The 25,053-nt window shown below is 71.0% G+C and carries 23 protein-coding genes and 1 tRNA gene; 10 read left to right on the forward strand and 14 right to left on the reverse strand.

What is annotated here, in order from left to right; all coding sequences use genetic code 11:
* The first annotated feature begins 101 nt into the window (after positions 1-101).
* Both ACZ516_RS02925 and ACZ516_RS02930 read left to right on the forward strand, forming a co-directional pair.
* Positions 102-2,174 (forward strand): FAD/NAD(P)-binding protein, encoded by a 2,073-nt coding sequence (locus tag ACZ516_RS02925; protein WP_469008706.1) that lies wholly within the window; start codon positions 102-104, stop codon positions 2,172-2,174.
* Positions 2,175-2,223: 49 nt separating this feature from the next.
* Positions 2,224-2,676 (forward strand): DoxX family protein, encoded by a 453-nt coding sequence (locus ACZ516_RS02930; protein ID WP_361080821.1) that lies wholly within the window; start codon positions 2,224-2,226, stop codon positions 2,674-2,676.
* Positions 2,677-2,742: 66 nt separating this feature from the next.
* Here the strand turns inward: ACZ516_RS02930 and ACZ516_RS02935 are convergent, their stop codons facing one another.
* Positions 2,743-3,291 carry a superoxide dismutase family protein gene (locus ACZ516_RS02935; RefSeq protein ID WP_361080823.1) on the reverse strand — a complete coding sequence of 183 codons (549 nt, stop codon included), beginning with the start codon at positions 3,289-3,291 and terminating at the stop codon, positions 2,743-2,745.
* Positions 3,292-3,553: 262 nt separating this feature from the next.
* Here ACZ516_RS02935 and ACZ516_RS02940 point away from each other — a divergent pair, with 262 nt between their 5' ends.
* A complete protein-coding gene (locus ACZ516_RS02940; protein WP_361080825.1) occupies positions 3,554-4,168 on the forward strand; it encodes a DedA family protein in 615 nt (204 codons plus the stop codon).
* A 133-nt stretch (positions 4,169-4,301) separates the two neighbouring features.
* Here the strand turns inward: ACZ516_RS02940 and ACZ516_RS02945 are convergent, their stop codons facing one another.
* The gene (locus ACZ516_RS02945) at positions 4,302-4,523 is read right to left on the reverse strand and encodes a DUF2277 domain-containing protein (protein WP_358581757.1); all 222 of its coding nucleotides are present in this window, start codon (positions 4,521-4,523) and stop codon (positions 4,302-4,304) included.
* A 105-nt stretch (positions 4,524-4,628) separates the two neighbouring features.
* Between ACZ516_RS02945 and ACZ516_RS02950 the strand changes: the two genes are divergently transcribed.
* A complete protein-coding gene (locus ACZ516_RS02950; RefSeq protein ID WP_469008707.1) occupies positions 4,629-4,997 on the forward strand; it encodes a hypothetical protein in 369 nt (122 codons plus the stop codon).
* Between the two features lie 299 nt (positions 4,998-5,296).
* Here ACZ516_RS02950 and ACZ516_RS02955 read toward each other — a convergent pair whose 3' ends face one another.
* The gene (locus tag ACZ516_RS02955) at positions 5,297-5,662 is read right to left on the reverse strand and encodes a cupin domain-containing protein (protein WP_469008709.1); all 366 of its coding nucleotides are present in this window, start codon (positions 5,660-5,662) and stop codon (positions 5,297-5,299) included.
* A gap of 439 nt (positions 5,663-6,101) precedes the next feature.
* On the opposite strand from ACZ516_RS02955, the gene ACZ516_RS02960 reads away from it, so the two are divergent.
* From ACZ516_RS02960 to ACZ516_RS02970, 3 genes are all read left to right on the forward strand, one after another.
* Positions 6,102-7,382 carry an ice-binding family protein gene (locus ACZ516_RS02960; RefSeq protein WP_469008193.1) on the forward strand — a complete coding sequence of 427 codons (1,281 nt, stop codon included), beginning with the start codon at positions 6,102-6,104 and terminating at the stop codon, positions 7,380-7,382.
* 145 nt (positions 7,383-7,527) lie between these two features.
* A complete protein-coding gene (locus ACZ516_RS02965; RefSeq protein ID WP_469008194.1) occupies positions 7,528-8,295 on the forward strand; it encodes a DUF5819 family protein in 768 nt (255 codons plus the stop codon).
* A 22-nt stretch (positions 8,296-8,317) separates the two neighbouring features.
* Entirely contained in the window at positions 8,318-9,505 is a 1,188-nt protein-coding gene (locus ACZ516_RS02970) for an HTTM domain-containing protein (protein WP_469008710.1), read from the forward strand.
* A 136-nt stretch (positions 9,506-9,641) separates the two neighbouring features.
* Here the strand turns inward: ACZ516_RS02970 and ACZ516_RS02975 are convergent.
* A tRNA-Val gene (locus tag ACZ516_RS02975) sits at positions 9,642-9,713 on the reverse strand.
* A 182-nt stretch (positions 9,714-9,895) separates the two neighbouring features.
* Between ACZ516_RS02975 and ACZ516_RS02980 the strand changes: the two genes are divergently transcribed.
* Complete coding sequence (locus ACZ516_RS02980; protein ID WP_469008195.1) at positions 9,896-11,356, forward strand: hypothetical protein; 1,461 nt, start codon at positions 9,896-9,898, stop codon at positions 11,354-11,356.
* Positions 11,357-11,417: 61 nt separating this feature from the next.
* On the opposite strand, the gene ACZ516_RS02985 is transcribed toward ACZ516_RS02980, so the two are convergent.
* The 4 genes from ACZ516_RS02985 to ACZ516_RS03000 are packed head-to-tail and all read right to left on the reverse strand — an operon-like array spanning position 11,418 to position 16,119.
* A complete protein-coding gene (locus ACZ516_RS02985) occupies positions 11,418-11,645 on the reverse strand; it encodes an FmdB family zinc ribbon protein (RefSeq protein WP_358581765.1) in 228 nt (75 codons plus the stop codon).
* 9 nt (positions 11,646-11,654) lie between these two features.
* Positions 11,655-12,464, reverse strand: coding sequence for an HAD family hydrolase (locus tag ACZ516_RS02990; protein ID WP_469008196.1), 810 nt, complete (start codon positions 12,462-12,464; stop codon positions 11,655-11,657).
* Positions 12,461-14,941 carry a phosphoribosyltransferase gene (locus ACZ516_RS02995; RefSeq protein WP_469008197.1) on the reverse strand — a complete coding sequence of 827 codons (2,481 nt, stop codon included), beginning with the start codon at positions 14,939-14,941 and terminating at the stop codon, positions 12,461-12,463. The genes ACZ516_RS02990 and ACZ516_RS02995 overlap by 4 nt, the downstream gene beginning before the upstream one ends.
* 14 nt (positions 14,942-14,955) lie before the next feature.
* On the reverse strand, positions 14,956-16,119 hold the full coding sequence (locus ACZ516_RS03000; RefSeq protein ID WP_469008199.1) for an HpcH/HpaI aldolase/citrate lyase family protein: 1,164 nt from the start codon (positions 16,117-16,119) through the stop codon (positions 14,956-14,958).
* 256 nt (positions 16,120-16,375) lie between these two features.
* Here ACZ516_RS03000 and ACZ516_RS03005 point away from each other — a divergent pair, with 256 nt between their 5' ends.
* A complete protein-coding gene (locus tag ACZ516_RS03005; RefSeq protein WP_361080837.1) occupies positions 16,376-17,308 on the forward strand; it encodes a TerD family protein in 933 nt (310 codons plus the stop codon).
* 42 nt (positions 17,309-17,350) lie between these two features.
* Here the strand turns inward: ACZ516_RS03005 and ACZ516_RS03010 are convergent, their stop codons facing one another.
* The 6 genes from ACZ516_RS03010 to ACZ516_RS03035 form a co-directional block, all read right to left on the reverse strand.
* Positions 17,351-18,091 carry a TerD family protein gene (locus tag ACZ516_RS03010; RefSeq protein ID WP_361081028.1) on the reverse strand — a complete coding sequence of 247 codons (741 nt, stop codon included), beginning with the start codon at positions 18,089-18,091 and terminating at the stop codon, positions 17,351-17,353.
* A gap of 157 nt (positions 18,092-18,248) precedes the next feature.
* Entirely contained in the window at positions 18,249-19,394 is a 1,146-nt protein-coding gene (locus ACZ516_RS03015; RefSeq protein WP_361080839.1) for a DUF475 domain-containing protein, read from the reverse strand.
* Between the two features lie 63 nt (positions 19,395-19,457).
* Positions 19,458-20,033: a TerD family protein gene (locus tag ACZ516_RS03020; RefSeq protein WP_469008201.1), complete on the reverse strand. Its 576-nt coding sequence runs from the start codon at positions 20,031-20,033 to the stop codon at positions 19,458-19,460.
* 128 nt (positions 20,034-20,161) lie between these two features.
* Positions 20,162-20,737: a TerD family protein gene (locus ACZ516_RS03025; RefSeq protein ID WP_358581783.1), complete on the reverse strand. Its 576-nt coding sequence runs from the start codon at positions 20,735-20,737 to the stop codon at positions 20,162-20,164.
* 116 nt (positions 20,738-20,853) lie between these two features.
* Complete coding sequence (locus ACZ516_RS03030; protein ID WP_358581785.1) at positions 20,854-21,321, reverse strand: peroxiredoxin; 468 nt, start codon at positions 21,319-21,321, stop codon at positions 20,854-20,856.
* A 182-nt stretch (positions 21,322-21,503) separates the two neighbouring features.
* Positions 21,504-21,935, reverse strand: coding sequence for a DUF3052 domain-containing protein (locus tag ACZ516_RS03035; RefSeq protein WP_358581787.1), 432 nt, complete (start codon positions 21,933-21,935; stop codon positions 21,504-21,506).
* Positions 21,936-22,302: 367 nt separating this feature from the next.
* Here ACZ516_RS03035 and aceE point away from each other — a divergent pair, with 367 nt between their 5' ends.
* On the forward strand, positions 22,303-25,035 hold the full coding sequence (gene aceE / locus ACZ516_RS03040) for a pyruvate dehydrogenase (acetyl-transferring), homodimeric type (RefSeq protein ID WP_361080842.1): 2,733 nt from the start codon (positions 22,303-22,305) through the stop codon (positions 25,033-25,035).
* Positions 25,036-25,053: the final 18 nt, after the last annotated feature.

Genomic DNA, 25,053 nt, shown 5'->3' on the forward strand with positions numbered 1-25,053 from the left:
CCGGGCTCGCCCGGCGAGCCCCTCGCGCCCCACGTGACACACCCCACACCCTTCGACGGATCCTCCGTGCGGGGTTCGGCATCCGGGGTCACGGCGGCATGATGAGGCGGACCATCCGCTTCCAGCGTTCACCAAGCGTTCTCTATGCACCGGGAGTCACGCCTTTGTCCGCATCTCTGCCCGTGCCGCGCCCGTCCGCGCCACGTCCGCCCGCACCGAAGGCGACCGTCGCCCTCGCCCTGGTCGGCGCGGGCCCCCGCGGCACCAGCGTGCTCGAACGGCTCTGCGCCTCGGCGGGCGAGCTCCTCGCCCCGGGGACACGGCTGACGGTGCACGTCGTGGACCCCGCGCCGCCGGGCGCCGGGCAGGTCTGGCGGACGGCGCAGCCCGAGACGCTCCTGATGAACACCGTCGCCTCGCAGGTGACCCTCTTCACCGACGAGAGCGTGGACTGCTCGGGCCCGATCCGGCCGGGACCGAGCCTGTACGAGTGGGCGGCGGCCGGCCGCGTCCCGGGGCTCGGGCCCGACGACTACCCGAGCCGCGCCTGCTACGGCCGCTACCTGGAGTGGGTCTTCGCCGAGACGGTGCGCGGCGCCCCGGGGCCGGTCCGCGTGCAGGTCCACGCGGCGCGCGCCGTGCGCCTCGACGAGACCGCCGCCGACGGCACGCAGCACCTCGTACTGGACGACGGCCGCGAGCTGACCGGCCTTTCGGCCGTCGTCCTCGCCCAGGGTCATCTGCCCACCCGCGCCGACCGCGAGGAGGAGCGCCTGGCCGGGCACGCCGCCGCGCACGGCCTGCGCCACTTCGCGCCCGCCAACCCCGCCGACCTCGACCTGACGGCGATCGCCCCCGGCGAGCCCGTCCTGCTGCGCGGCCTCGGCCTCAACTTCTTCGACCACATGGCGCTGTTGACCGGCGGTCGCGGCGGCCGTTACACCCGCACCCCCGACGGCGCCCTGCGCTATGAGCCCTCCGGTCGGGAGCCGCGGCTGTACGCGGGCTCGCGGCGCGGCGTTCCGTATCAGGCGCGCGGGGACAACGCGAAGGGCCCCTACGGGCGGCACGAGCCGGTCGTCCTCACCGACGACGTCATAGCCGGCTTCCGCAAGCGCGCGGACAGCGGTGACGCCCCCGACTTCCTGGACGAGATATGGCCCCTGGTCGCGAAGGAGGTGGAGACGGTCCATTACGCGGCGCTGATCGCCGCGCGCGGCGGCGACCCCGAGGAGTTCCGGGGGAGGTTTCTCGCCACCGCCCACCGCAGCCCCCAGGAGGCCGCGCTGCTGGACGCGGCGGGCATCGCCGAGGCCGACCGCTGGTCCTGGGACCGGCTCTCGCGGCCGCACCCCGACCGGCCCTTCGTCACCCCCCAGGAGCACCGGAGCTGGCTCCTCGCCCATCTGCGCGAGGACGCCGCGCAGGCCGCGCTCGGCAATGTCGCGGGCCCGGTGAAGGCCGCGCTCGACGTCCTGCGCGACCTGCGCAACGAACTGCGCAGGATCGTCGACCACGGCGGCCTGTCCGGCGCCTCCCGCCGCGCGCACCTGGATCGCTGGTACACGCCGCTCAACGCCTTCCTCTCCATCGGCCCGCCGCGCCGCCGCATCGAGGAGATGGCGGCGCTCGTCGAGGCGGGCGTCCTGGACGTGCTCGGCCCGCGCCTGGCCGTGCGGCCCGACGGCGGCGCGTTCCTCGCGTACTCGCCGGACGTGCCGGGTTCCGATGTGCGCGTCACCACACTGATCGAGGCCCGGCTGCCCGAGCCGGACGTGCGCCGCACCGCCGACGAGCTGCTGCGCGACCTCCTCGAAGCGGGCCGGTGCCGCCCCCATGTGGTCGACGGCTACGAGACCGGGGGCCTGGACGTGACACCGCGCCCGTACCACCTGATCGACCGTCAGGGGCGGGTCCACACACGGCGCTTCGCGTTCGGCGTGCCCACGGAAGGGGTGCACTGGGTGACGGCGGCCGGCGCCCGGCCCGGGGTCGACTCGGTCACGCTGTCGGACGCGGACGCGGTGGCCCGGGCCGCGCTGCGCGCCGCCGCCGAGGACGCCGGCGCGGCCCTCTCCAAAGGCGGGCAACCGCGGCCGGCCCCCGAAGTGGAGTCCCCGGAGTCCCAGGCTGACCAAATGTTGAACTTGCAAGCACTAATTAGGTACCCCTAATCTTGGGCCTCCGCTCGGTTCCCGTCCCCAACCGAAGGAGTCCCCTGCCATGACCGAACACCTCAACAGAGCCCAGCCCTACGCCCTCGGGCTGTTCCGCATCGTGATCGGCCTGCTCTTCGCCTGCCACGGCGCCGCCTCCCTCTTCGGCGTCCTCGGCGGCGCGGGCGGCGACGGCAGCACCGTCGACGCCGGCACCTGGCCCGGCTGGTACGCGGCCGTGATCCAGCTCGTCGGCGGCGGTCTGGTCCTGCTCGGCCTCGGCACCCGCGCCGCGGCGTTCATCTCGTCCGGCTCGATGGCCTACGCCTACTTCAAGGTCCACCAGCCGGAGGCCCTGTGGCCCATAGAGAACGGCGGCGAGGCCTCGGCGATCTTCTGCTGGGCGATGCTGCTCCTCGTCTTCACCGGCTCCGGCGCGTTCGGCCTGGACCGGCTCCTCGCCGCGCGCGGCGCCCGCGAGGACGACAAGCCCTCGGAGCGGGCGCCCGTCGCGGCCTGAGCCTCTCCCGACCGACAGCACCCTCTCGTACGCCTGTACACGTCCGTCCCTGCGTACGAGAGGGTGCTAGCGCGGCTCGAACGGCACCGTGAAGCAGGCCAGGCGGTCGCCCGCGCCGCCCTGCTCGCGGTGCAGGACCACGGAGGCCGCCTCGCCCGGCCGGAAGCCCCAGCGATGGTGCGCGCGTGCCGAACCGGTGCCGTCCGCCTCGGCGGTGAAATCCAGCCACACCTCGTTGCGCGGGTTGAGATAGGCGGGGTCCTTCGACGGCTGCACCGGGTCCACGCGGTGCTGGTAGTGGCCGCCGGAGGCCTCCGGGCGCGCGCCGCACGGCTTGCGGTGCACATGGACGCCGTACGCGTGTCCCGGCTTCAGTCCCCTGACCCGCAGCGTGACGGTCGTTCCGCGCTCGTCGCCGTGCTGGCGCACCAGGATCCAGGACGCCGCGGGCACCAGCCGCATGTCGTAGGTGACCGCGGGCGAGGGGATGAACGCCGTGGGCGGCGCGAACCGCCCCTCCGCCAACACCTCGTGGGATGTGGCTCCGCCGCCGCCGAGGCCGCCCGCGGCCAGTACCGCCGTCGCCACGGCGCCGACCAGTGTCGCTGCCACCATCACTAACTCCTGTCGTTCGCGCCTGCCGTGGGTGGGATCGCGCGGCCACCTTCGTCCTGCCTCGTTCGTACGGGATTCCGGGGCCGCGCGCTCCACCGGAGGGGGCAGCCGGGTGAACGTGACGCGGCGGTCACCCGGGCCCCCAGTGGATCTACGGCACGGTGTGCGGCGTACGCTGTACAGCTGTCATCAGGCCGCCCCTGCCGTTTCCCCGGGACACAGCGGCAACGCGCTGCCGATCGGGGAGTCACGGGGAGTTGTGGTGCTTGTCGAGAGTGTGGGGGCGCTGACCGGCAGTCCATGGATCTACGCGGTCGTGGCCCTGTCCGTCCTGTTCGACGTGTTCGTGCCGGTCCTGCCGAGCGGCGTCCTCGTCATCATGTCGGCCACCGCCGCGGCCGCCGCGGGCACGGGTCGTGTGCCGCACAACGTCCCGGACATCCTGCTGCTGACGCTCAGCGCCGCCACCGCCTCGGTGCTCGGTGACATGGCCGCCTTCCGCCTCGCCTGGCGGGGCGGCGAGCGCCTCGACCGAGCCATCGCCCGCTCCCGCCGGCTGACCAGCGCGCAGGAACGTCTCGGCGCGGCGCTCTCGCGGGGCGGCGGCGCGCTCGTCGTCATCGCGCGCTTCGCCCCGGCGGGCCGCTCGATCGTCTCGCTCGGCGCGGGCGCGGCCCATCGCAGGCTGCGCGAGTTCCTGCCCTGGTCGGCGCTCGCGGGTCTGGCCTGGGCCGGCTACAGCGTGGCGCTCGGCTACTTCGGCGGCCAGTGGCTCGGCGCGACCTGGCTGGCCACGGGCGTCTCACTGCTGCCGCTCTTCGCGGCGGGCGCGGCAGCGGCGTTCCTCGTCCGCCGCCCCCGGACGAGGGCCGCCTGACCCTCGCCGACTTAGGCACGGGCCGGGGCGAGGGGTGGCTGGCGCCGCTCATGATGTGCGGGCCCCGGCGAGAGCTGGCTGACCCCCGGTCTACAAGGCGCGGGCCCGGACGACGACCGGCCGATCCCCCGCTTTACGAGGCGCGGGCGCCGCGTACCTCCAGGTCGTCCAGCAGGTGCGCGGTCGCCTCGGCGACGGCTTCGACGGCCCGGTCGAAGACCTCGCGGTTGTGCGCGGCCGGGGCGCGGAACCCGGACACCTTGCGCACGTACTGGAGCGCGGCGGCCCGGATCTCCTCCTCGGTGGCGTCCTCGGGGATGGCGGGCGGGCGGAGCGTCTTGATGCTTCGGCACATGCCTCCAGCTTGCCACCGTGCTTCCCCGGCCTCCATACGCCCGGATGGGGCGAACTCCGACATGACCCGGGTGTCACTCGCACAACAAATTCGAACAGGAGTACCATTCCCCTCGTGCCCGCATCCCCTTCCGCCCGTGACTTCCCGAGTGACCTCCTCGCCGGTCAGGAGGAACTGCACCAGGTCCGCTCGGAGCTTCTCGCGCTGCTCAAACGGCTCCCCTGGTCGGTCGCGCCCCACGACGGCTTCAGCGACAGCGGCGGCTGGCGCAGCGTGGAACGGTCCGCCTCCCCCGGCTGGACGCCGGAGGAACAGGCCGAGGTGGAGAAACTGCGGGCGCGGGAGCGGGAGTTGGCGATCTTCGTGACCTGCCACCGCTACTGGCAGCAGCTGTCCGGCCCCGATGCGGTCGCGGCGCGGGCCGCCCTCAAGCACGCGCACGAGGCGCCGGACGAGCCCGGGCCCGCAATCTAGGGGGCGGCGTAACGCGTCACGTCGGTGATCCGGCAGGTCACCTGCCCGGACGCCTCCCGCGTACCGGTGGCCGTTTCGTTGGCCACCCGGCCCGGGGACCAGATGGTTCGTACCGGTGGAGCCGTCGGAGACGCGTTCGCCCCGCGCATCGAGGAACTCGACATCAACCCAGTAGTTCGCGGTCTTGGAACTGTGGTCGGTATTGCGCACCTCGGCGGTCGGCCACCGCATGCCTTCCAGGACGGCGCACTTGGTGACGCCCCCAACAACTCACGCGACTCACGGCCGAGAACCGCGGATCATCCCTCCGCCGCTCGCGCGTAGTCCTGTGCCATGCCGCCGGCGAAGTCGTACAGGACGACCGCTTCGTCGCCGACGACCCAGGCGTCGTGACCGGGCGAGCACACGAAGACGTCTCCGGGTCCGACCTCACTCTCGGCCCCGTCGTCCATGCGCAGATGCATCCGCCCCTCGACGACGTAGCCGTTGTGGTGGATCTGGCAGCTCTCCGTGCCCGCGAGCGGGGCCACGGACTCCGACCAGCGCCAGCCGGGCTCGAAGGTGCCCACGGCGAAGTCCAGCCCCGTGAGATGGACGGCTTCCAGATGCCCCCGCGGAAAATCGCGCCGCTCATCCGACTTCTCGACCGTCTTGACCTCCATCATGACGATCTCCTCCTCCACTCGGGCCGCCCCTTCCACTCCATCGTCCGTCTGTCAAACGGGGGGCGCCACTTGGGGGTTGTAGGGCGGCAGCGCGCACGACAGAGCCCCACCAATTCAGGTGCGAGGCTCCGCCACTGGTCAGACCCGCGAGACCACCGAGATCACCGAGTCGTTTCCCTCTCGGTCACGATCGGCCGGTGCGTGGACGCGCGACGGCCGTATTTCCTCACCAGGCCGCATCCAGAAAGGCAGCGTCAATTGGAAGTCGATTTTCCATTTCTTCATATATTACATGATGTATTTGGTGACCCCGTCCCGAATCACCCTGAGAGATCTCAACCCAAGGAAGTTGCCCGCGTAATATGCCAGGCGACAGAAATGGCGATTTCCGGATATCCGGCATTCGCGCGCCACCATCCCGTCAGGAGCTGGCTTCTCGATGAGACTGAATACATTCGCCGCACCTCACTGGCCCCGAACATCGGCCTGGCTGGCAGCGCTGCTCGCTGCGGTGATCGCCGCCGCTGTCGTGGCCGTGACGCCGACGCGGGCAAACGCGATCGCCCTACCGGTGCCCCTGGGGACCGCTGACAGCTTCGCGGTTCTGGCCGGGGAGTCGGTCACCAACACCGGCCCCTCGGTCATCACCGGCGACGTCGGAGTGCACCCGGGGACCGCCATCTCCGGTTTCCCGCCGGGAGTGGTGAACGGGACGTTCCATTCCGCGGACGCCGTGGCCGCAGGAGCCAAGAGCGACCTGGTCGCGGCCTACAACAATGCGGCCGGGCAGTCCTCGGACGCCGATCTCCCTCCGGACGCCGGCGGTCTGACGCTCGCCCCGGGCGTCTACACGGCGTCGTCCACTCTCGGCCTCACGGGCACGCTCACCCTGGACGGCGAGAACAACCCCGATGCCATCTGGGTGTTCCAGGTCGGTTCGGGCCTGACGACGGCCTCGGCCAGCAGCGTCAGCCTCATCAACGGCGCCTCGCCGTGCAATGTGTTCTGGCAGATCGGCAGCTCGGCCACCCTCGGAACCGATTCCGACTTCGTCGGCACCCTCATGGCCATGACGTCGATCAGCGCCACCACGGGGGCGGACATCGAGGGCCGGGCGCTGGCCCGTAACGGGTCCGTGACGCTGGACACCAACACGATCACGCGACCTGCCTGCACCGGGCGCACCACGGGCGGGACGACCGGTGGTGCCATCGCGGGCACGACCGGCGGGACCGCCACGGGCGGCCTGATCGCGGGCACGACCGGAGGAACGAACGGGGGCACCGCCAGCGGGGGTACCTCCAACGGCGGTACCACGGGCGGCACCGGCGGTGTGATCGCCGGTGTCACGACGGGCGGTGCCACTGGCGGAGTGCTCGGCGGAGTGCTTGGTGGGGTGACGACGGGCGGCCTCATCGCGGGCACCACGGGTGGCACTACAGGCACGACGACCGGCGGCGCGACAGGCGGAGGCGGCCACAAGCCACCGGGCAAGCCTGGCCATGAGCACGGGCACGGGCACGACAAGCCTGGCCACGGCCATGGGCACGGGGACGGGCATGGGCACGGGGACGGGCATGGGCACGGGGACGGGCATGGGCACGGGCACGACAAGCCTGGCCACGGACATGAGCACGGCCATGGGTACGGGCACGACAAGCCTGGCCACGGCCATGGGCACGGGTACGGGTACGGCAAGTCCGGCGGCAGCCACGGCTGACCCGGCGGTCACGTGGGCCCGTAATCCCTCGCGTCGAGCGCGTCGGGCCGGCCGGTTGCCTGTGGGTGGGTAAGACGCGGGGCGTGCGGGTGGGTGGTCAAGTGACTCCCCCCGCACGCCCCGCGCGACAACGGAAGAAGCGGAAATGAGCAGCGAGATGGGACGGTCGGGCAGCATCTTGCCGAGCTGTGCCGAGCACGCGGAAACAAGAAAACCGGAGCCCTCCGGCGCCGGCTCGGCGGAAAGTGGACGCAGCGGAATGCTCGACGCCGGTCATGGTGGGGCGGGGCGACCGTGTCGCTCACTGCGGGCGGCCATGCAGGCCACCGTGGTCCTGTGCCTTGCCGTGACAATAATTCATGTGATCCTCGTATTTCTCCACGTGGCGCCGACGAATGCCATCTCGCAGCGGTACACCAAGCAGATCAACGCGTGGGTCTATCCGTTGTTCGAGCAGAACTGGCGACTCTTCGCCCCGGATCCGGAAAGGGTCAACAGGCAGATCTCGGCACGCACTGCGCGGACCACTCCGGACGGCACCGTGCGGGTGAGCCGCTGGCTCGATCTGAGTGGCGTGGACAATTCCGCGATCGAGCACAACCCCTTTCCGAGCCATACGACGCAGAACATGCTGCGCCGAGCCTGGAGCTCGTACCTCGAAACGCTGGGAGGCAACGACCAGCCGCGATCGGAGCGGGCCGTGATGATCCAGCAGTACCTCCGCAACATCGCGGCGGATCGCATCGCCGACCGGCGCGGCGGCACCTTCGACTCCCTTCAACTGCGGGTGGTGACGCTGCCCGTCGCTGCCCCCGGTCGGTCCGGAGGCAGTCGTTCGGACCGTGCCACGCACAAACCCGTGGACACCCGTTACCTGCCCTGGTGGAAGGTGGCCCCCCATGGCACCCGCTGAGCCGACCCCGACCACGCCACCCATGCCGGTGAAGCGCGACACCGAGCGAGCAGGCACACCCGCCACGACGCAGCGCGTGCTCGACCGCATCGCCGCGTACTGCACCCTGCTGGTCGAGCGGCCGCACTCCCTGTACGCGGCGGCAGTGCTGCGCATCGGCTACGGCCTGCTCTACCTCGTCTTCCTGCTACGTGAATTTCCGCACCGCAACGAGATCTGGGGGCCGGATTCGCCGTGGGCCCCCACATTGGCGAGACAATTGTTCGAACAGACGGGATGGGCGAGCTTCCTCACCCTGTCCGACAACCACGCGTATTTCGAGTTCTGTTACGCGACGGCCGTGCTCACGTCCGTGTTGTTCACGCTCGGTTGGCGGACCAGGGCGATGTCCGTACTGTTCGCCGTCGTCGTGGCGTCCTTCCACGCCAGGGCGATCTTCATGACGGACGGGGGAGACAATCTCATCCTCCTCATGGCCGTCTACCTCGCGTTCACGGCCTGCGGCCGACGCTGGTCCCTCGACGCCCGCCGGGCCCGGCTGGGCTCAACCGGGGGGCCAAGGACACCCTTCCCCCTGAGGGCCGGGGGCGAGCGCCTGCCCCATCTCCGCGACGCCCGACTGGGCGTGGTCACAGTCCTGCACAACTGTGGCATGTTCGTCATCGCCGCCCAGGTGTGCTTCCTCTACGGATCGGCGGGCCTGTACAAGGTGCAGGGCGGTACCTGGGGCGACGGGACCGCCCTGTACTACGCCCTGAACCTCGATCTGTTCCAGCCCTGGCCCGCGCTCTCGCACATGGCCGACGACCACCGGATGCTGATCGCGGCCGCCTGCTACCTCACCGTCTTGTTGCAGGTGGCTTTCCCCTTCGCCCTCTTCGGCAGGCTCAAATACCCGGTCCTGGTCATGCTGCTGACCATGCACACCGGCATCGCGGTGCTCATGGGCCTGCCGCTCTTTTCCGCTGCGATGATCGTCGCGGACGCGGTCTTCCTGCCGGACCGCTTCTACCGCTTTTCAGAACTGGTCTGCCGGCGTGCACTCCGGCGCGTCGGCCCCGGCGGCCGGGTCCCGGCATCCGGGCCGGAAGCCGACCTCGTGCCAGCCCAGCCGAACCGGGCTCCTGAATGCCCGTCCTGTCGGACGCGAACACCCTCACCCGTGTCGTCGGCGCCCCGGGCCGCAACGTCCACGACGGCGAAGGGCTGAAGCCCGTGATCGCGGGTCACCGGACGCCCGTTGCGATGCCGCCCCACATCCAGACCGGGCAGGGCGCGAAAAGGCCCCCCGACCGATCACGGTCGAGGGGCCGGTAACAGGCTTCGCCTGCTCTCGTACCACCCGGTGGGCGCGGACGGTTTCGAACCGCCGACATCCTCCTTGTAAGGGAGGCGCTCTACCCCTGAGCTACGCGCCCGGGACGAGTGGACAGCCTACCTTGCCGCAGGCGGTGCCCCGCAAACCCGTCCGCCCGCCGCGAAGGCCGCGGGCCCACCGCGCGCGCCGCGAACTGATCGGCCCGTGTGTTCGTCCCTCACCGGTGGGAGAATGTGACACCGGGGCAGGGCGGACAGGGCGGAACAGCACGGGAGAGGGATAGTGACGGCGACACTTTGGCAGCCGTACACACCGGACGGATCGGAGACCGAGAGCGGGAGCGGGTCCAGGGAGGGCGTCGGCTTGAGTGGCGGGAGCGTATGCCCCCGTGCCCCCCGTGCCCCCCGTGGTGGCGCCCGCGGAGCTCTGCGGGACGTTCTCGCCCTCGCCCTGCTGCCCCTGCCGCTGCTCGCCCTCGTCGCCCCGGCCGCGTTCGCGGGCGGCGGCACGCGCCGGTGGTTCGGCGGGCGCGGCGAGAGCGAGCGGGCCGAGGCGCAGGCCGCGAAGGACGCCGCGGCCGCCGCCTTCTACGAACTGGACACCGCCCAGCGCGATCTGCGGATCTCCATCGAGACGATCACCGCGGTCGACTCCTCGCCCGCCGCTCAGCGCGCCGTCTCCGACTTCGCGGCGATCGGCCGCCGCATCGACGAGGCCAGCGGTCGGTACATCAGCGCGGTGGATGCCCACGACCTCGACCGGGACGATCTGGAGGCCTCGGTGGCGTCCCGGGCCAGGGCCGAGCTGACGCGGGCCACGGACGAGCTGACCCAGGTCCGCGCCGACCTGGACCGCTTCCAGCAGGGGCTCGGCCCGCTGCTGGACAAGGCGGAGACCCAACTGGCCCGCCTCGCCCCCGCCGTCGAGCGGGCCCGCCAGACGCTGCTCGCCGCGAGCAACGCCCTGGACGCGGTGCGGGCCGCGGGCCTGAAGGCCGACGACCTGGCCGCCCGCCTCGCCGCCCTCGGCCCCGAGCTGACCAAGCTCAACCAGGGCGCGGGCCGGCACGGCGTACCGGAGACCCTTCAGCGCGCCGACCGTGTGCTGCGCGACGCCGAGGCCGTGCGCGCCGAGGCCGAGCGGCTGCCCGAGCGCGCCGCCGAGATCGACCGGCGGCTGGTGTCCCTGCGTACCCGCGCACAGGCGCTGACCACCCGCAGCGGCCAGGTCGAGCCGATCCTCAGCGAGCTGCGCCGGCGGTTCACGCTGGCCTGCTGGCAGGACCTCCAGCACGTGCCCGAGCAGGCGGCGCAGAGCGTGCACCAGGCCGAGGCCAAGCTGACGGAGGCCCGTCAGGCCCGCGAGGAGCAGCGCTGGCCGGACGCCACGGCGCTGCTCTCCACGGTCCGGGCCCTGCTGAACTCCACGGACGAGGCGGTCTCCGCCGCCGGTGACCGGCTCCAGCGGCTCAACGCCGTGGCGAAGGACCCCCAGCAGGAGATCGAGCGGACCCGGTTCGCGATCCGCGACGCCCAGCGGCTGGCCATGGCGGGCCGCCAGACCCCCGAGCCGCGCCACGCCCGCCCACTGGACGACTCGGTGGCCCGCCTCGACCGCGCGGTGGCGTCCCTGGAGGGTCGCCACCCCGACTACTGGCACTTCCTGACCGAGACGGAGGCGGTCCGCGCCACGGTGGCCCGCGTGGTCACGCAGATCCGCGAGGAGCGCGGCCACGGCGCGTGAGGGGCACGCACGCATACGTGAGGGACACGCACGCATAAGGGACACGCACCCTCACGCCCCCTCAGCCGCAGCAGCCCCCACCGCAGCAGCCCCCGCCCCCGCCGCCCCCGCGAGGCGCGGACGCGGGCGCGGAGGCCGAGGAGGAGCCTCCGACGGCAACGGTCGACAACAGCTTCACCGTGTCCTCATGCCCGACAGGGCACACCGCGGGATCGGCGGACTCCGCCATCGGACGGCTCAGTTCGAACGTGTCGCCGCAGGACCGGCACCGGTACTCGTATCGAGGCATGCGCACAGGCTAACCGGGCTTCCCCGCCCCGAGGAATGCCCGCAGGATCTCCTCCCCCGCCGCGATGCCGCGCTGCGGCAGCACCGTGAGGCCCGGCGCGACGAAACCGGCGTCGGCCAGTTCGCCGTGGCCGGGGCGCCAGGAGCGGTCGCCGGCGAGCAGCAGGTCGGTGTCGAGCAGCGAGTCGCCGGCGGTGAGGATCTCGTCCGCGCCGATCCGCCGCGCGACCTCCCGGACCGCCGCGCTCTTGGTGAGCGGCTGCGGCACGGCGTAGATCTTGCGGCCCTGGAGCGAGACGGTCCAGCCGCGGGCCAGGGCCCACTCCCCCAGTTCCTTGACCCAGCCCTCGGGCAACAGTGAGCGCTCTACGACGAGGTACGCGAAGAGGTCCTCGGCGACGCGTTCCTTGAGGAGCCAGGCGGGGTCGGCGGTGCGCACGAGGTGCGCGCGGACCTCGTCGAGCGAGGCGCACTCGTCGGCCAGGCGGCGCGCCACCCGCGCACGCCACTCGGGGTCAGGGGCGCCGTCGACCAGGATGTGCCCGCCGTTGGCGCAGATCGCGAAGCGCGGGGGCGGGCCCGGGAGATGGATGCGGCCGTACTGTTCGCGGGTGCGGGTCGTGGTCGGCACGAAGACCGTGCCGCGGCCCAGTTCCTCGAGGAGACCGGCGGCGGTCTCGGTGAGGTAGGAGAGCGGCCTGCCCTCGTACACCTCGACGCAGAGCAGGCGCGGCGCCTCCGCGTCAGGCATGGTCAGGCCTAGGGCGGCGGCGGAGTAGATGAGGGTGCGGTCGAGGTCGCTGGCGACGAGTCGGGTCACTGGGACGCCACCGCCCTGCCGTCCGCGCCGGTCGCGCCCCGCGTGTACTTGGGGTGGATCAATCCCACGCAGCTGTACGGGAGTTCACCGACCTCCTCGACGGGTACGCCCCGCTGTTCGGCGAGCAGCCGGATGTGGTCGAGGTCCGCCCCCGCTCCGGTGCGGGCCAGGATCTTCCAGGGGACGCGGCGCAGCAGCACCCGGGTCGTCTCGCCGACGCCCGGCTTGACGAGGTTCACGTCGTGGATGCCGTACTCCTCGCTGATGCGCTCCACGGCGGCCCAGCCCTCCCAGGTCGGCGCCCTGTCGGCGGACAGCGCGTCCTTGACCTGGACGTCCACCGCGTCGGCGACCGCGTCGAAGTGGGCGGTGACCGTGTCGACGAAGTGTCCGGACACATCGGCGTCCGCCAGTTCGCGGTAGAACTTCGCGCCGTGGAAGTCGTCCGGGCCGACCAGGTCCGCGCGCAGCACTGTGCGCGAGATCAGGCCGGACACCGTGGAGTTGAGGCAGGCGGAGGGGATGAGGAAGTCCTCGCGGGTGCCGTAGGTGCGCACGCACGAGCCGGGGTCGGCCAGCACCGCGATCTCGGGGCGGAAGCCCACCGCGCCGCCGTCTGCCTCGAACTCCCTGATGGCGTCGGCGAGTTCGCGGGTGATCGCGCCCTTGCCGGTCCAGCCGTCGACGAAGACGATGTCGGCGGGGTCGTGATGGGCGGCGAGCCAGCGCAGCGCGTTGGCGTCGATGCCGCGGCCGCGCACGATGGAGACCGCGTAGTGCGGCAGGTCGATCCCGTGCCGGTGGGCGGCCCAGCGGCGCATCAGGACGCCGACGGGCGTGCCGGCGCGGGCCAGCGACACGAGGACGGGGCGGGGCAGCCGCTCGGCGAGGACGATGTCGGTGACGGTGCCGACGGCCTGGGCGATGCGGGCGGCGGAGGTGTCGAGCGCGGCACGGAACAGGTCCTGGTAGCGCTCGCTCGGCTGGTATTCGACCGGCAGCGACTCGGCGTAGTGCGCGCCACCGCTCTGGATCGCCTCCTCGCGCTCCTCGGTGGGCGCTTCGAGCGTCACGCCCGAGAGGTCCTGGAGCAGCCAGCCCACGTCGTCGGGCGCGTACGAGGAGAAGGCGGGGCCACGGAGCGGCTCGGGGAGCATGGGGGACCTTTCGGGGACGTCCGCACCCCGCGTCGCGGCGACGCGGGAGGGGACGTACGAGGGGACGACGGCCAGCAGCACCTGTGCGGTGTGCGCGGAGAGCTGCGCCAACAGGCCGTCGGCGGCGTGCAGTGACGGGGTGTCCGCGACGGAGTCCACCACCGCGACGACCGCGTCGAAGCCGCCGCCCGCGACGTTGTAGGCGAACCGGGGTCCGGCCCCGTCGGCGGGCGCGTCGTGCGCGGGGAAGACCAGGCGGGTGCGTATCGCGTAGCCGGGGTCGTCCACGGCGAGGACGGGCGAGCGGGTCGTGGTGGAGTACCGCACCTCGGCCTCCACCTGCCGCTCCAGCTCCACGCCGAGGGCGAGCGGCGCGTACATCAGCTCCTCGAAACCGAGGACGAGTACGCGGCCGCGGCGCGCGCCGTCCGGCAGGGCCCGCGCGATCCGCTCGGCCATGCCGGGCAGCGCCGCGCGCAGCCGCTCCCGGTGGACGGGCGTGAAGCCGTGCCGCCCGCCGTCGGGTACTCCGGCCGGCCAGTCCAGCTCGACGCGGGAGACCGTGCCGCGCTCTCCGCGCGGCGGCGGCGGGGCGGGGTCCGTCTCGTGCTCGGCGACCAGGCGCCGCCCCTTCTCCAGGACGTCGTCGGGCAGCCGCACGGTCCCCGACGCCAGCGCGATGAGGTCGACGCGGGCGCCTATCTCGTCGGCGAAGGCGGCGAGGCGGCCCTGGTCGTCCGGCGAGCGCATGTCGACCAGCGCCACGATCACGTACCGCTCGCGCGGGAAGCTCCCGTGCAGGTCGCGGATGGTGTTCAGGACGGTGTTGCCGGTGGAGAACTCGTCGTCGACCAGGACCAGCGGGCCGTCCCCGGCGAGCAGGCGGGGGTCCTCGGGCAGGAGCAGGTGCGAGGTGGCGTGCGAGTGGGCCTCCTCGAAGCCGCCCGCGCGCGCGACGCCCTCGACGGGGCGCCGGGTGGAGTGCAGGTAGGGCGCGAGGGCGACCCCGTCGGCGACGGCGTGGCCGAGGCCGGTCGCGGTCTCCGCGTAGCCGAGGACGACGGCCCGTCCGGCCTCGTCGTCGCCGAGCAGGGCCCGCACCCGGACCCCGAGGTCGTGCCCGGCCGCGTACACGACCGAGGGGTGCTGCGGCACGTGCTTGCCGAGCACGTTGGACACCAGGAGGTGCGCCCGCTTGGGGTTGCGGCGCAGCGCGAGGCCGAGCAGGCCGGGCAGCGCCTCGTCGCCGTCGAGATCGACCCCGAGCCGTTCGGCGACCCAGCTCCCCGACCACACCGCGTCTTGTCTCACGTACGTCATGTTCCTCACGTTCATCAGCCGGGCAACCCGGCGGTGAGCAGCTCCACGAAGCCGATGTCCTCCCTGGCGACGCCGAAGACCTCGGCCCGCCGCAGGGTCCGCTCGGCCCAGGCGCGGTGCGGCTTCACCTCGTTCATCTTGTTCGTGTACGAGGAGCGCAGGACGCCGCCCCCACCGCGCTCCGGGCGCAGGATGTCCTCGGCGTCGCTGAACTCCTCGTGGCTGACGACGGACAGGGCGTGCACGGGCAGCACGTGCGAGGGGTGGATGCAGGTCTTGCCGAGCAGGCCGTTGGCGCGGTCCAGCTCGATCTCGCGCAGCAGGCCGTCCATGTCGTGCTCGATCAGGGCCTGCCGCAGCTCCTCGGCGCGGCCCGCCAGGAAGGGGCTGCGGCGCAGCTGCGGCTTGAACATGCGCTCCTGGACGCGGAAGTACTCCCACACGGGCCCGGTCACGGTGAAGCCGGTGCCGTCGGCCCGGCCGAGGACGTTCACCACGTCCGCGATGACGGAGGCCACGATCCGCACGTCGTAGGCGGTCATGTCCGGCGGTCTGCGCAGTCCGTAGGCCGAGCAGAAGTCGGTGACGCCGAGGCGCAGCGCGAGCACCCGGTCGCGGTACTTGTCGACGGTGCGGGCGATCCCGGCGAGGGTCTCGGCGCGGCTCTCCAGGTGCAGCAGCTCGGGCGACTCCAGGACCGGCATGGCGAAGAGCCGGCGTCCGCCGTCCGCCTCGGCGGCGACGATGGCCTCCAGGAACGGAACCCCCCGCTCCTCGGTGAACTTCGGCAGGACGAATCCGGACAACAGCCGAAGGCTCGGTCCGAGCCTTCGGGTCAGGTCGGGGATCTGCTCGGCGGCCCGGACCCGGATGAACAGCAGCGGGGGTTCCTGGCCCCGTTCCGCCAGGTCGCGGAAGTGCCGGACGAGGTTCTCCTCGGCGTCGGCCACCTCGGAGTCGTCGATGGAGTCCTCCAGGCAGATCACCATGGAGGTCACGCCGCGGCCGGCCTGCTTCAGGATGTCGTCGGCGAGGCGGGGGCGGGTGGCCGGGCTGTAGAGCGTGGCGCCGAGCGCGGATGCGAGCAGGTGGGGCGGGGAGTCCGCGCCGAAGGCACAGGGCTCCCGGTGGAAGATGCGCTGTCGCACCTCTGGGGCGATGTGCCCGAAATGACGCATGAGATTCCCTTTTTCCGCCGTTATCGCCTGTTTCGTCGGCATGGACCGTTGTGATGTGGCCGGTAATAGTACGTAGGGACGGGTGCCGGGGGTTCCCTCCGGGCATGAACTTCAGGTAACCCGGCCATGTCGCACACCCTCACCACACAACCGTCGCACGCTCGCACCGCCCGCAGGTCAGGGGCCTGTCGACGCGGTCGGGACCGGGAAAGCCCCCGCGTTGTCCCGCCCGTGCGGGGGAAGGCAGGATGACCGCATGACGCACGCGATGTTGAAGGGGTCCAACGTCCCTCTGGAGGCCTCGGCGGTCCGCGCCGTGCTGCGCTGGACCCCCGGCCAGGGCGTGCCCGACGTCGACGCGTCGGCGCTGCTCCTCGGCGGCGACGGCAGGGTGCGCTCGGACGAGGACTTCGTCTTCTACAACCAGCCGCGCCACCCCGGCGGCACGGTCTGGCGGCTCGGCAAGAAGCGGGCCGCCGAGGGCCTGACCGACACCATCCAGGCGGATCTGGCCGGCATGGAGGCCGGCGTGAGCCGCGTCCTGCTGGCCGCGTCCGCGGAGGGCGTCGCCTTCGAGCACGTGCCGTCGCTGCGCATCCTCCTGTACGACGCCGCGGTCACCGAGGGCGAGCCGCTCGCCTACTTCGACATCACCCCGCAGACCGGCGAGGAGACCGCGCTGATCTGCGGAGAGCTGTACCGCCGCGGCGAGGGCTGGAAGTTCCGGGCGCTCGGCGAGGGCTACTCCAACGGCCTGGAGGGACTCGCCTCCGACTTCGGGATCTCCGTGGACGACACGGACTCCGGCGCGACGGCGCCCACCGCGGCCGTGCCCGCCGCGCCGGCGGCGTACTTCCCGCTGCCGCCCCAGCAGAGCGCGCCGCAGCCGCAGCCGTCCCTGGTCCAGCCGCCGCCCTCCGTCGCGCAGCCGCTGCCCCGGCCGGCCGCGGCCCACCCCGGCCCGCAGCCGTCCCCGCAGCCCTCCTACGGCCATCCCCCGGAGCCGCCCCGGTACCCGGCGCCCCAGCCCGCGTACGGCTACCCTCCGGCGGCTCCCACGCATCCGGCGCCGCTCGGCGGACCGCCACCGGCGCCGGCTCCCTCGTACGGCTATCCGCAGCCAGTGGCCCCCCTGCCCGACCCGAACTTCCGGCTGCCTCCCCAGGGGCCGCAGTTCCTGCCCCGCTGAGGTCGGGGGAGGACCGACCCGGACGCCCGGGGGCGCTCGGGCTCAGCCGACCTTGGTCTTGTAGCCCCGGCCCCACTGGAGTCCCCAGCCGTAGAGCCGGTCCAGCTCGGCCTGGAAGCCGTAGACGAACTTCACCTCGCGCCGCACGACCAGCTCGCCCTTGACGTTCTCGACGGACACCACGGCGCACGAGCGGGCCTGCGGCTGGCGCTCGTCCAGGTCGATCTCGATCCTCGGCCCGTTGCTGGGATAGAGCGTGACCTTGGCGTGCGTGCGGTCGAAGGCGGGCGTCTGGTCGTAGATGTACGCGAAGACCAGCAGCCGCTTGATGGACTCGCGGTGGTCGAGATTGACGTAGATCGTCTCGCCGGAGGGCGAGCCGAACCGGTCGTCGCCGCTCAGCTTCACGTACGGCGGCGCGTTGAGGCTGCCGAAGAAGCCTCCCAGCGGCTGCACGACCCCCTTGGTGCCGTCCATCAGCTCGTACAGGCAGCCGATGTCGAGGTCCACGTTGACCACGCCCTGGGTGTGGGCCTGGACCACGTCGGGCTGGAACAGCTTGAGCGGGTGCCGCAGCAGGCCGCCGCGGCGGCGCTGCTTGCCCATGAAGTCGGACGTCCGCATCTGCCAGGAGAGGTTGACGCGCAGATTGCCGGTGGCCGCGCCCTGCTTGCTGAGCGAGACCGTCGGGCTGCGCTTGGTCAGTTCGATGGAGTTGGTCGCGGCGCCGCCCGAATCGAAGTCCATCGATCGTCCTCGCCACAGACCGTCCCAGAAGGACATGCCGCCCCCAAGTGTCCTCGTGCCCCATACGTACGGCGACGGGGCGGCCATGAGGACTCCTCCTCGACGGCCGCCCCGCACAGAGCGTTCCTCACCGGGGCCGCCGTCACACTCCGCGGTGCGGAATCGGCCGGCCCGGTGCGGGAATCGGTCGGTGTCAGACCCCGGACGGGACCTCGGTCTTCTCCCCGGAGCTGCCCTGTCCCTCGCTCGCCGCGAGCCGCTTGTTGCGCCGCACGGAGGAGAGGAACGACCAGGCGATCAGGAGGACGCCGATGGAACCGGTGATGACCTCGTGGATCTCGTACTGGATGGTGACCAGGAGGAGGACGGCGAGGGCGCCGATCGCGTAGTGCGCGCCGTGCTCCAGGTAGACGTAGTCGTCGAGGGTGCCCTGGCGGACCAGGTAGACCGTGAGCGAGCGGACGTACATGGCGCCGATGCCGAGGCCGAGCGCCATCAGGACGATGTCGTTGGTGATCGCGAAGGCGCCGATGACCCCGTCGAAGGAGAAGGACGCGTCCAGGACCTCCAGGTAGAGGAACATGAAGAACGCGGCCTTGCCCGCCATCACGACGGCGGGAACCTTCTTGCCGCTCCGCTTGGCCTCCTCCTCGGCCTCGTGCTCGCGCTCCTCGTCCTCCTCCAGCTTGTTCTCGAAGTAGCTGGAGAGGCCGCCCACCACGAGGTAGGTGATGAGGCCGGCGATACCGGAGATCAGGACGGTCTGCGCCTTGTCCACATGGATGCCGCCGTGCTGGTGGGCGTGGGTGGCGACGGTCATCGAGCTGATCAGGAGCACGACGAGCGCGATGCAGACCGACAGCATGTCGACCTTGCCGAGCTTGGCGAGCGGGCGCTCGATCCAGCCCAGCCACTTGATGTCACGGTCCTCGAAGATGAAGTCGAGGAAGATCATCAACAGGAACATGCCACCGAAGGCGGCGATCGACGGGTGAGCGTCGGTGACCAGCTGCTGGTACCGGTCCTTGTCGTTGAGCGCGAGGCGGACCGCCTCGATCGGACCGATCTTGGCACTGATGGCCACGATGACGACGGGGAAGACCAGCCGCATGCCGAAGACCGCGATCAGGACACCGACGGTGAGGAAGATCTTCTGCCAGAAGGCACTCATCTTCTTCAGGATTCCGGCATTGACCACCGCGTTGTCGAAGGACAGCGAGATCTCGAGGACGGACAGGATCGCGACGACGCCGAACCCGGTCCACCCCCCGTAGAGCACCGCGGCGACAAGGCCGAGCGCGGTCACCGCGAACGACCAGCCGAAGGTTTTCAGAATCACTGGTTACCCAATCGTGTGTGTACGGGCTCCCGTTCAGCGGTCTCCCCCGCGCCGGTCCCGGCTTTACGAAACGTTGACCCCGAAGTCTAGAGCGATACCACGCAGGCCCGACGCGTACCCCTGCCCGACGGCGCGGAACTTCCACTCGCCGCCGTGGCGGTAGACCTCCCCGAAGATCATGGCGGTCTCCGTGGAGGCGTCCTCACTGAGGTCGTAGCGCGCCAGCTCCTGCCCGTCCGCCTGGTTCACCACCCGGATGAACGCGTTGCTGACCTGGCCGAAAGCCTGACCGCGCGTGTCCGCGTCATGGATCGAGACCACGATGACGATCCGGTCGCAGTGGGCCGGCACCTGCGAGAGGTCGACCAGGAGCGACTCGTCGTCGCCGTCGCCCTCACCGGTGAGGTTGTCCCCGGTGTGCTCGACGGAGCCGTCGGGGCTCTTCAGGTTGTTGTAGAAGACGAACCAGTCGTCGCCGAGGACCCGGCCCGCGCCGCACAGCAGCGCGCTGGCGTCGAGGTCGAAGGGGGCGCCGGTGGTCGAGCGCGCGTCCCAGCCGAGGCCGACGAGGACCTGGGTGAGGTTCGGTGCGGCCTTGGAGAGGGAGACATTGCCTCCCTTGGCGAGTGTGACGCCCATGTTCGTGGTCCTCCCCGGTGATGACGGCGGTGTCCCCGCGGTGGCGGGGGCACGGGGTGATGAGCGCGTCCGGCGCCGCACCTTCGACATGTGCGGCGCCGGACGGGACGGCGGAGGGGCTGCTCGGCTCAGACGTTGACGCCGAAGTCCTGCGCGATGCCGCGCAGGCCCGAGGCGTAGCCCTGGCCGACCGCGCGGAACTTCCACTCGGCGCCATGGCGGTACAGCTCGCCGAAGACCATGGCGGTCTCCGTCGAGGCGTCCTCGGAGAGGTCGTACCGCGCGATCTCCGCGCCGCCCGCCTGGTTCACGACGCGGATGAACGCGTTGCGGACCTGGCCGAACGACTGCTGGCGCGTCTCCGCGTCATAGATGGAGACCGGGAAGACGATCTTCTCGACGTCGGCGGGGACCGCCGAGAGGTCGACCTTGATCACCTCGTCGTCGCCCTCGCCCTCACCGGTGGTGTTGTCACCGGTGTGCTCGACGGAGCCGTCGGGGCTCTTCAGGTTGTTGAAGAACACGAAGTTCTGGTCACTGCTGACCTTGCCCTCCGCGTTCGTCAGGATCGCGCTGGCGTCCAGGTCGAAGTCCGTACCGGTGGTGGTACGCACGTCCCAGCCGAGGCCGACCAGAACCGCGGTCAGGCCGGGCGCCTCCTTGCTCAGCGATACGTTGCCGCCCTTGCTGAGGCTGACTCCCACTAGTCCTCCCAATTGGTGTCCAGGGGCGGGGAGCCCCAAGCGTTGCGTTGCCATCGGATCAACGAGTGGATCCTAGTGACCGGTTCCCGGCGACCCCGGGCTCTGCGGCCGAAGTGTCACAGGGTGTCGAGCGCCTCGAGGTACTCGTTCAGGTCACGCGCGTCGGGCAGGTCGTTGACGACGCTCCAGCGCACGACGCCTTCCTTGTCGATGATGAAGGTGCCGCGCACCGCGCAGCCCTTGTCCTCGTCGAAGACGCCGTACGCCCGCGAGACCTCGCCGTGGGGCCAGAAATCGGAGATCAGCGGGTACTCCAGGCCCTCCTGCTCGGCGAAGACGCGCAGGGTGTGGATGGAGTCGGTGGAGACGGCGAGCAGCTGCGTGTCGTCGTTGACGAACTTCGGCAGCTCGTCGCGGAGCGCGCACAGCTCGCCCGTGCACACGCCGGTGAACGCGAACGGGTAGAAGAGCAGCACCACGTTCTTCTCGCCGCGGAAGTCGGACAGTTTCACGGACCGGCCGTGGTTGTCCTTCAGCTCGAAGTCCGGGGCCTTGGTGCCGGTGGCGATTCCAGCGAGCGCCATGGGTACGCATCCCTTCGACGGGGCCCCTCGGATGGGGCCGTTCGGGTGACACCACCCTACGTGCGCCGATCTGTGCCCCTCGTGGGCCCGTTCACACACGCGTGAGGCCCTCGCCGACGGATGGTCGTCGGCGAGGGCCTCACGGTTGACTCTTCTGGGGTCGCGGCTCGGCGCGCGGGTGGCTAGCGCTTCTTGGCGGCGCCCTTGGGGGTGCTCAGCCGGCTGCCGTTCCAGTCCTTGCCGGCGTTGATGCTCTTGGTCTGGGAGAGGCCCGCGGTGGTGGCCGCCTCGCCGATCTCGCTCGGCTCGACGTACCCGTCACGACCGGTCTTCGGAGTGAGCAGCAGGATCGAGCCGCCTTCCTCCATGTAGGCGATGGCATCCACCAGCGCATCGGTCAGGTCCCCGTCGTCCTCACGGAACCAGAGCACCACGGCATCGGCCACGTCGTCGTAGTCCTCGTCGACGAGCTCGGAGCCAATGGTCTCTTCGATGAGCTCGCGGAGCTCCTGATCGACGTCGTCGTCGTAGCCGATCTCCTGGACCACCTGGTCGGGCTGGAAACCAAGCCTTACGGCAAGGTTCGTCTCCGCGTGGTCCGCGGTCGCGCTCACGGATTGCCTCCTGATCATGTTTCTGAAAATGCCTGTCAGCCACGCGCGGGCGCGGGGCATTGGCCGTAGTCCACACGGGCGGGGCGGATCGCGCAAGTACCCGGCCGCCGAGACCGCCGAAACGGTGACGTTCCCCGCCGTGTCGCCGCAACTGCCGCCTCATCCGTACGGGACCGAACGGCTCTGCGAAGCGGCTAGGCAGGATGGGCGTATCGTTGCGATTTGGTCGAGCCTACCCCAGGGACACTGGGCGATCGCCTCGGTTACCCATTGGTAGAGATGACGTTCGCGTCAGCCGGGTACACGATGGGGAGCGGTGTACGGCCAGGCAGAACCCAGGCGAGAGCCCCAACAGCGAAGGAACAGCGTGGCTTCCGGATCCGATCGCAACCCGATCATCATTGGCGGCCTGCCGAGTCAGGTCCCGGACTTCGATCCCGAGGAGACCCAGGAGTGGCTGGACTCCCTCGACGCCGCGGTCGACGAACGCGGCCGCGAGCGGGCCCGCTACCTGATGCTCCGGCTGATCGAGCGCGCGCGCGAGAAGCGCGTGGCCGTCCCCGAGATGCGCAGTACGGATTACGTCAACACGATCGCCACCAAGGACGAGCCGTTCTTCCCCGGCAACGAGGAAATCGAACGCAAGGTCCTTAACGCGACCCGCTGGAACGCCGCGGTGATGGTCTCGCGCGCCCAGCGCCCCGGCATCGGGGTCGGTGGCCACATCGCCACCTTCGCCTCCTCCGCCTCGCTCTACGACGTGGGCTTCAACCACTTCTTCCGAGGCAAGGACGAGGGCGACGGCGGCGACCAGATCTTCTTCCAGGGGCACGCCTCCCCCGGCATCTACGCCCGCGCCTTCCTCCTGGACAGGCTCTCCGAGCAGCAGCTCGACGCGTTCCGCCAGGAGAAGTCCAAGGCGCCGCACGGCCTGTCCTCGTATCCGCACCCGCGCCTGATGCCGGACTTCTGGGAGTTCCCGACCGTCTCCATGGGCCTCGGTCCGCTCGGCGCGATCTACCAGGCGCGGATGAACCGCTACATGGAGGCGCGCGGCATCGCCGACACCTCCAAGTCGCACGTCTGGGCCTACCTCGGTGACGGCGAGATGGACGAGCCCGAGTCGCTCGGCCAGCTCTCCATCGCCGCCCGCGAGGGCCTGGACAACCTCACCTTCGTCGTCAACTGCAACCTCCAGCGCCTCGACGGCCCGGTGCGCGGCAACGGCAAGATCATTCAGGAGCTGGAGTCCCAGTTCCGCGGGGCCGGCTGGAACGTCATCAAGCTCGTCTGGGACCGCAGCTGGGACCCGCTGCTCGCCCAGGACCGGGACGGCATCCTGGTCAATAAGCTGAACACCACCCCCGACGGCCAGTTCCAGACGTACGCGACCGAGACCGGCGCCTACATCCGCGAGCACTTCTTCGGCGACGACCACCGCCTGCGCGCCATGGTCGAGAACATGACCGACGAGCAGATCCTGCACCTGGGCCGCGGCGGTCACGACCACAAGAAGGTCTACGCGGCCTACGCGGCGGCCAAGGCCCACAAGGGCCAGCCGACGGTGATCCTCGCCCAGACGGTCAAGGGCTGGACCCTCGGCCCGAACTTCGAGGGCCGCAACGCCACGCACCAGATGAAGAAGCTGACGGTCGACGACCTCAAGGGCTTCCGCGACCGTCTGCACATCCCGATCACGGACAAGCAGCTGGAGGACGGCGCCCCGCCGTACTACCACCCCGGCCGTGACTCCGAAGAGATCCAGTACATGCACGACCGCCGCAACAGCCTGGGCGGTTACGTCCCGACCCGCGTCGTGCGCGCCAAGCCCCTCCAGCTCCCCGAGGACAAGACGTACGCGACCGCGAAGAAGGGCTCGGGTCAGCAGTCGATCGCCACCACCATGGCGTTCGTCCGCATCCTGAAGGACCTCATGCGGGACAAGGAGATCGGCAAGCGCTTCGTGCTGATCGCCCCGGACGAGTACCGCACCTTCGGCATGGACGCGTTCTTCCCGAGCGCGAAGATCTACAACCCGCTCGGCCAGCAGTACGAGGCCGTCGACCGCGAGCTGCTCCTCGCCTACAAGGAGTCGCCCACCGGTCAGATGCTGCACGACGGCATCTCCGAGGCGGGCTGCACCGCCTCGCTGATCGCCGCCGGCTCGGCGTACGCCACCCATGGCGAACCGCTCATCCCGGTCTACGTCTTCTACTCGATGTTCGGTTTCCAGCGCACCGGCGACCAGTTCTGGCAGATGGCCGACCAGCTGGCGCGCGGTTTCGTCCTCGGGGCGACCGCCGGCCGCACGACGCTGACCGGTGAGGGCCTGCAGCACGCCGACGGCCACTCGCAGCTGCTCGCCTCGACCAACCCGGGCTGCGTCGCCTACGACCCGGCCTTCGGCTACGAGATCGCGCACATCGTCAAGGACGGCCTGCGCCGGATGTACGGCCCCGAGAGTGAGGACGTCTTCTACTACCTCACCGTCTACAACGAGCCGATCCAGCACCCGGCCGAGCCGGCGGACGTCGACGTCGACGGCATCCTCAAGGGCATCTACCGCTTCAAGTCCGGCGAGCAGGGCACCATCCCGGCCCAGATCCTCGCCTCCGGTGTCGCCGTCCCGTGGGCGGTCGAGGCCCAGCAGATCCTCGCCTCGGAGTGGGACGTCAAGGCGGACATCTGGTCGGCGACCTCCTGGAACGAGCTGCGCCGCGAGGCCGTGGACGTGGAGCGCCACAACCTCCTGCACCCGGAGGAGGAGCAGCGCGTCCCGTACGTGACGCAGAAGCTCTCCGGTGCCCAGGGCCCGTTCGTGGCCGTCTCCGACTGGATGCGGAGCGTCCCCGACCAGATCTCCCGCTGGGTGCCCGGCACGTACCAGTCGCTCGGCGCGGACGGCTTCGGCTTCGCCGACACCCGGGGTGCCGCCCGCCGTCACTTCCACATCGACGCGCAGTCGATCGTGGTCGCGGTCCTGACCGAGCTGGCCCGCGAGGGCAAGGTCGACCGCTCCGTCCTGAAGCAGGCGATCGACCGCTACCAGCTTCTGGACGTCACGGCCGCCGACCCCGGCGCGGCCGGCGGCGACGCGTAGCCGCATCCGCGGGACGCC

It is taken from the genome of Streptomyces sp. NPDC034037, from assembly GCF_055575715.1.

Coding starts and splice junctions, on each gene's coding strand:
- ACZ516_RS02955 (WP_469008709.1), bottom strand. CDS start 5,662: ATGATGGAGGTCAAGACGGTCGAGAAGTCGGATGAGCGGCGCGATTTT.
- ACZ516_RS02925 (WP_469008706.1), top strand. CDS start 102: ATGAGGCGGACCATCCGCTTCCAGCGTTCACCAAGCGTTCTCTATGCA.
- ACZ516_RS02965 (WP_469008194.1), top strand. CDS start 7,528: ATGAGCAGCGAGATGGGACGGTCGGGCAGCATCTTGCCGAGCTGTGCC.
- ACZ516_RS03000 (WP_469008199.1), bottom strand. CDS start 16,119: ATGCGTCATTTCGGGCACATCGCCCCAGAGGTGCGACAGCGCATCTTC.
- ACZ516_RS03010 (WP_361081028.1), bottom strand. CDS start 18,091: ATGTCCTTCTGGGACGGTCTGTGGCGAGGACGATCGATGGACTTCGAT.
- ACZ516_RS02935 (WP_361080823.1), bottom strand. CDS start 3,291: ATGGTGGCAGCGACACTGGTCGGCGCCGTGGCGACGGCGGTACTGGCC.
- ACZ516_RS03030 (WP_358581785.1), bottom strand. CDS start 21,321: ATGGCGCTCGCTGGAATCGCCACCGGCACCAAGGCCCCGGACTTCGAG.
- ACZ516_RS02995 (WP_469008197.1), bottom strand. CDS start 14,941: ATGACGTACGTGAGACAAGACGCGGTGTGGTCGGGGAGCTGGGTCGCC.
- ACZ516_RS02930 (WP_361080821.1), top strand. CDS start 2,224: ATGACCGAACACCTCAACAGAGCCCAGCCCTACGCCCTCGGGCTGTTC.
- ACZ516_RS03020 (WP_469008201.1), bottom strand. CDS start 20,033: ATGGGCGTCACACTCGCCAAGGGAGGCAATGTCTCCCTCTCCAAGGCC.
- ACZ516_RS02945 (WP_358581757.1), bottom strand. CDS start 4,523: ATGTGCCGAAGCATCAAGACGCTCCGCCCGCCCGCCATCCCCGAGGAC.
- ACZ516_RS02970 (WP_469008710.1), top strand. CDS start 8,318: ATGCCGGTGAAGCGCGACACCGAGCGAGCAGGCACACCCGCCACGACG.
- ACZ516_RS02985 (WP_358581765.1), bottom strand. CDS start 11,645: ATGCCTCGATACGAGTACCGGTGCCGGTCCTGCGGCGACACGTTCGAA.
- ACZ516_RS02960 (WP_469008193.1), top strand. CDS start 6,102: ATGAGACTGAATACATTCGCCGCACCTCACTGGCCCCGAACATCGGCC.
- ACZ516_RS03005 (WP_361080837.1), top strand. CDS start 16,376: ATGACGCACGCGATGTTGAAGGGGTCCAACGTCCCTCTGGAGGCCTCG.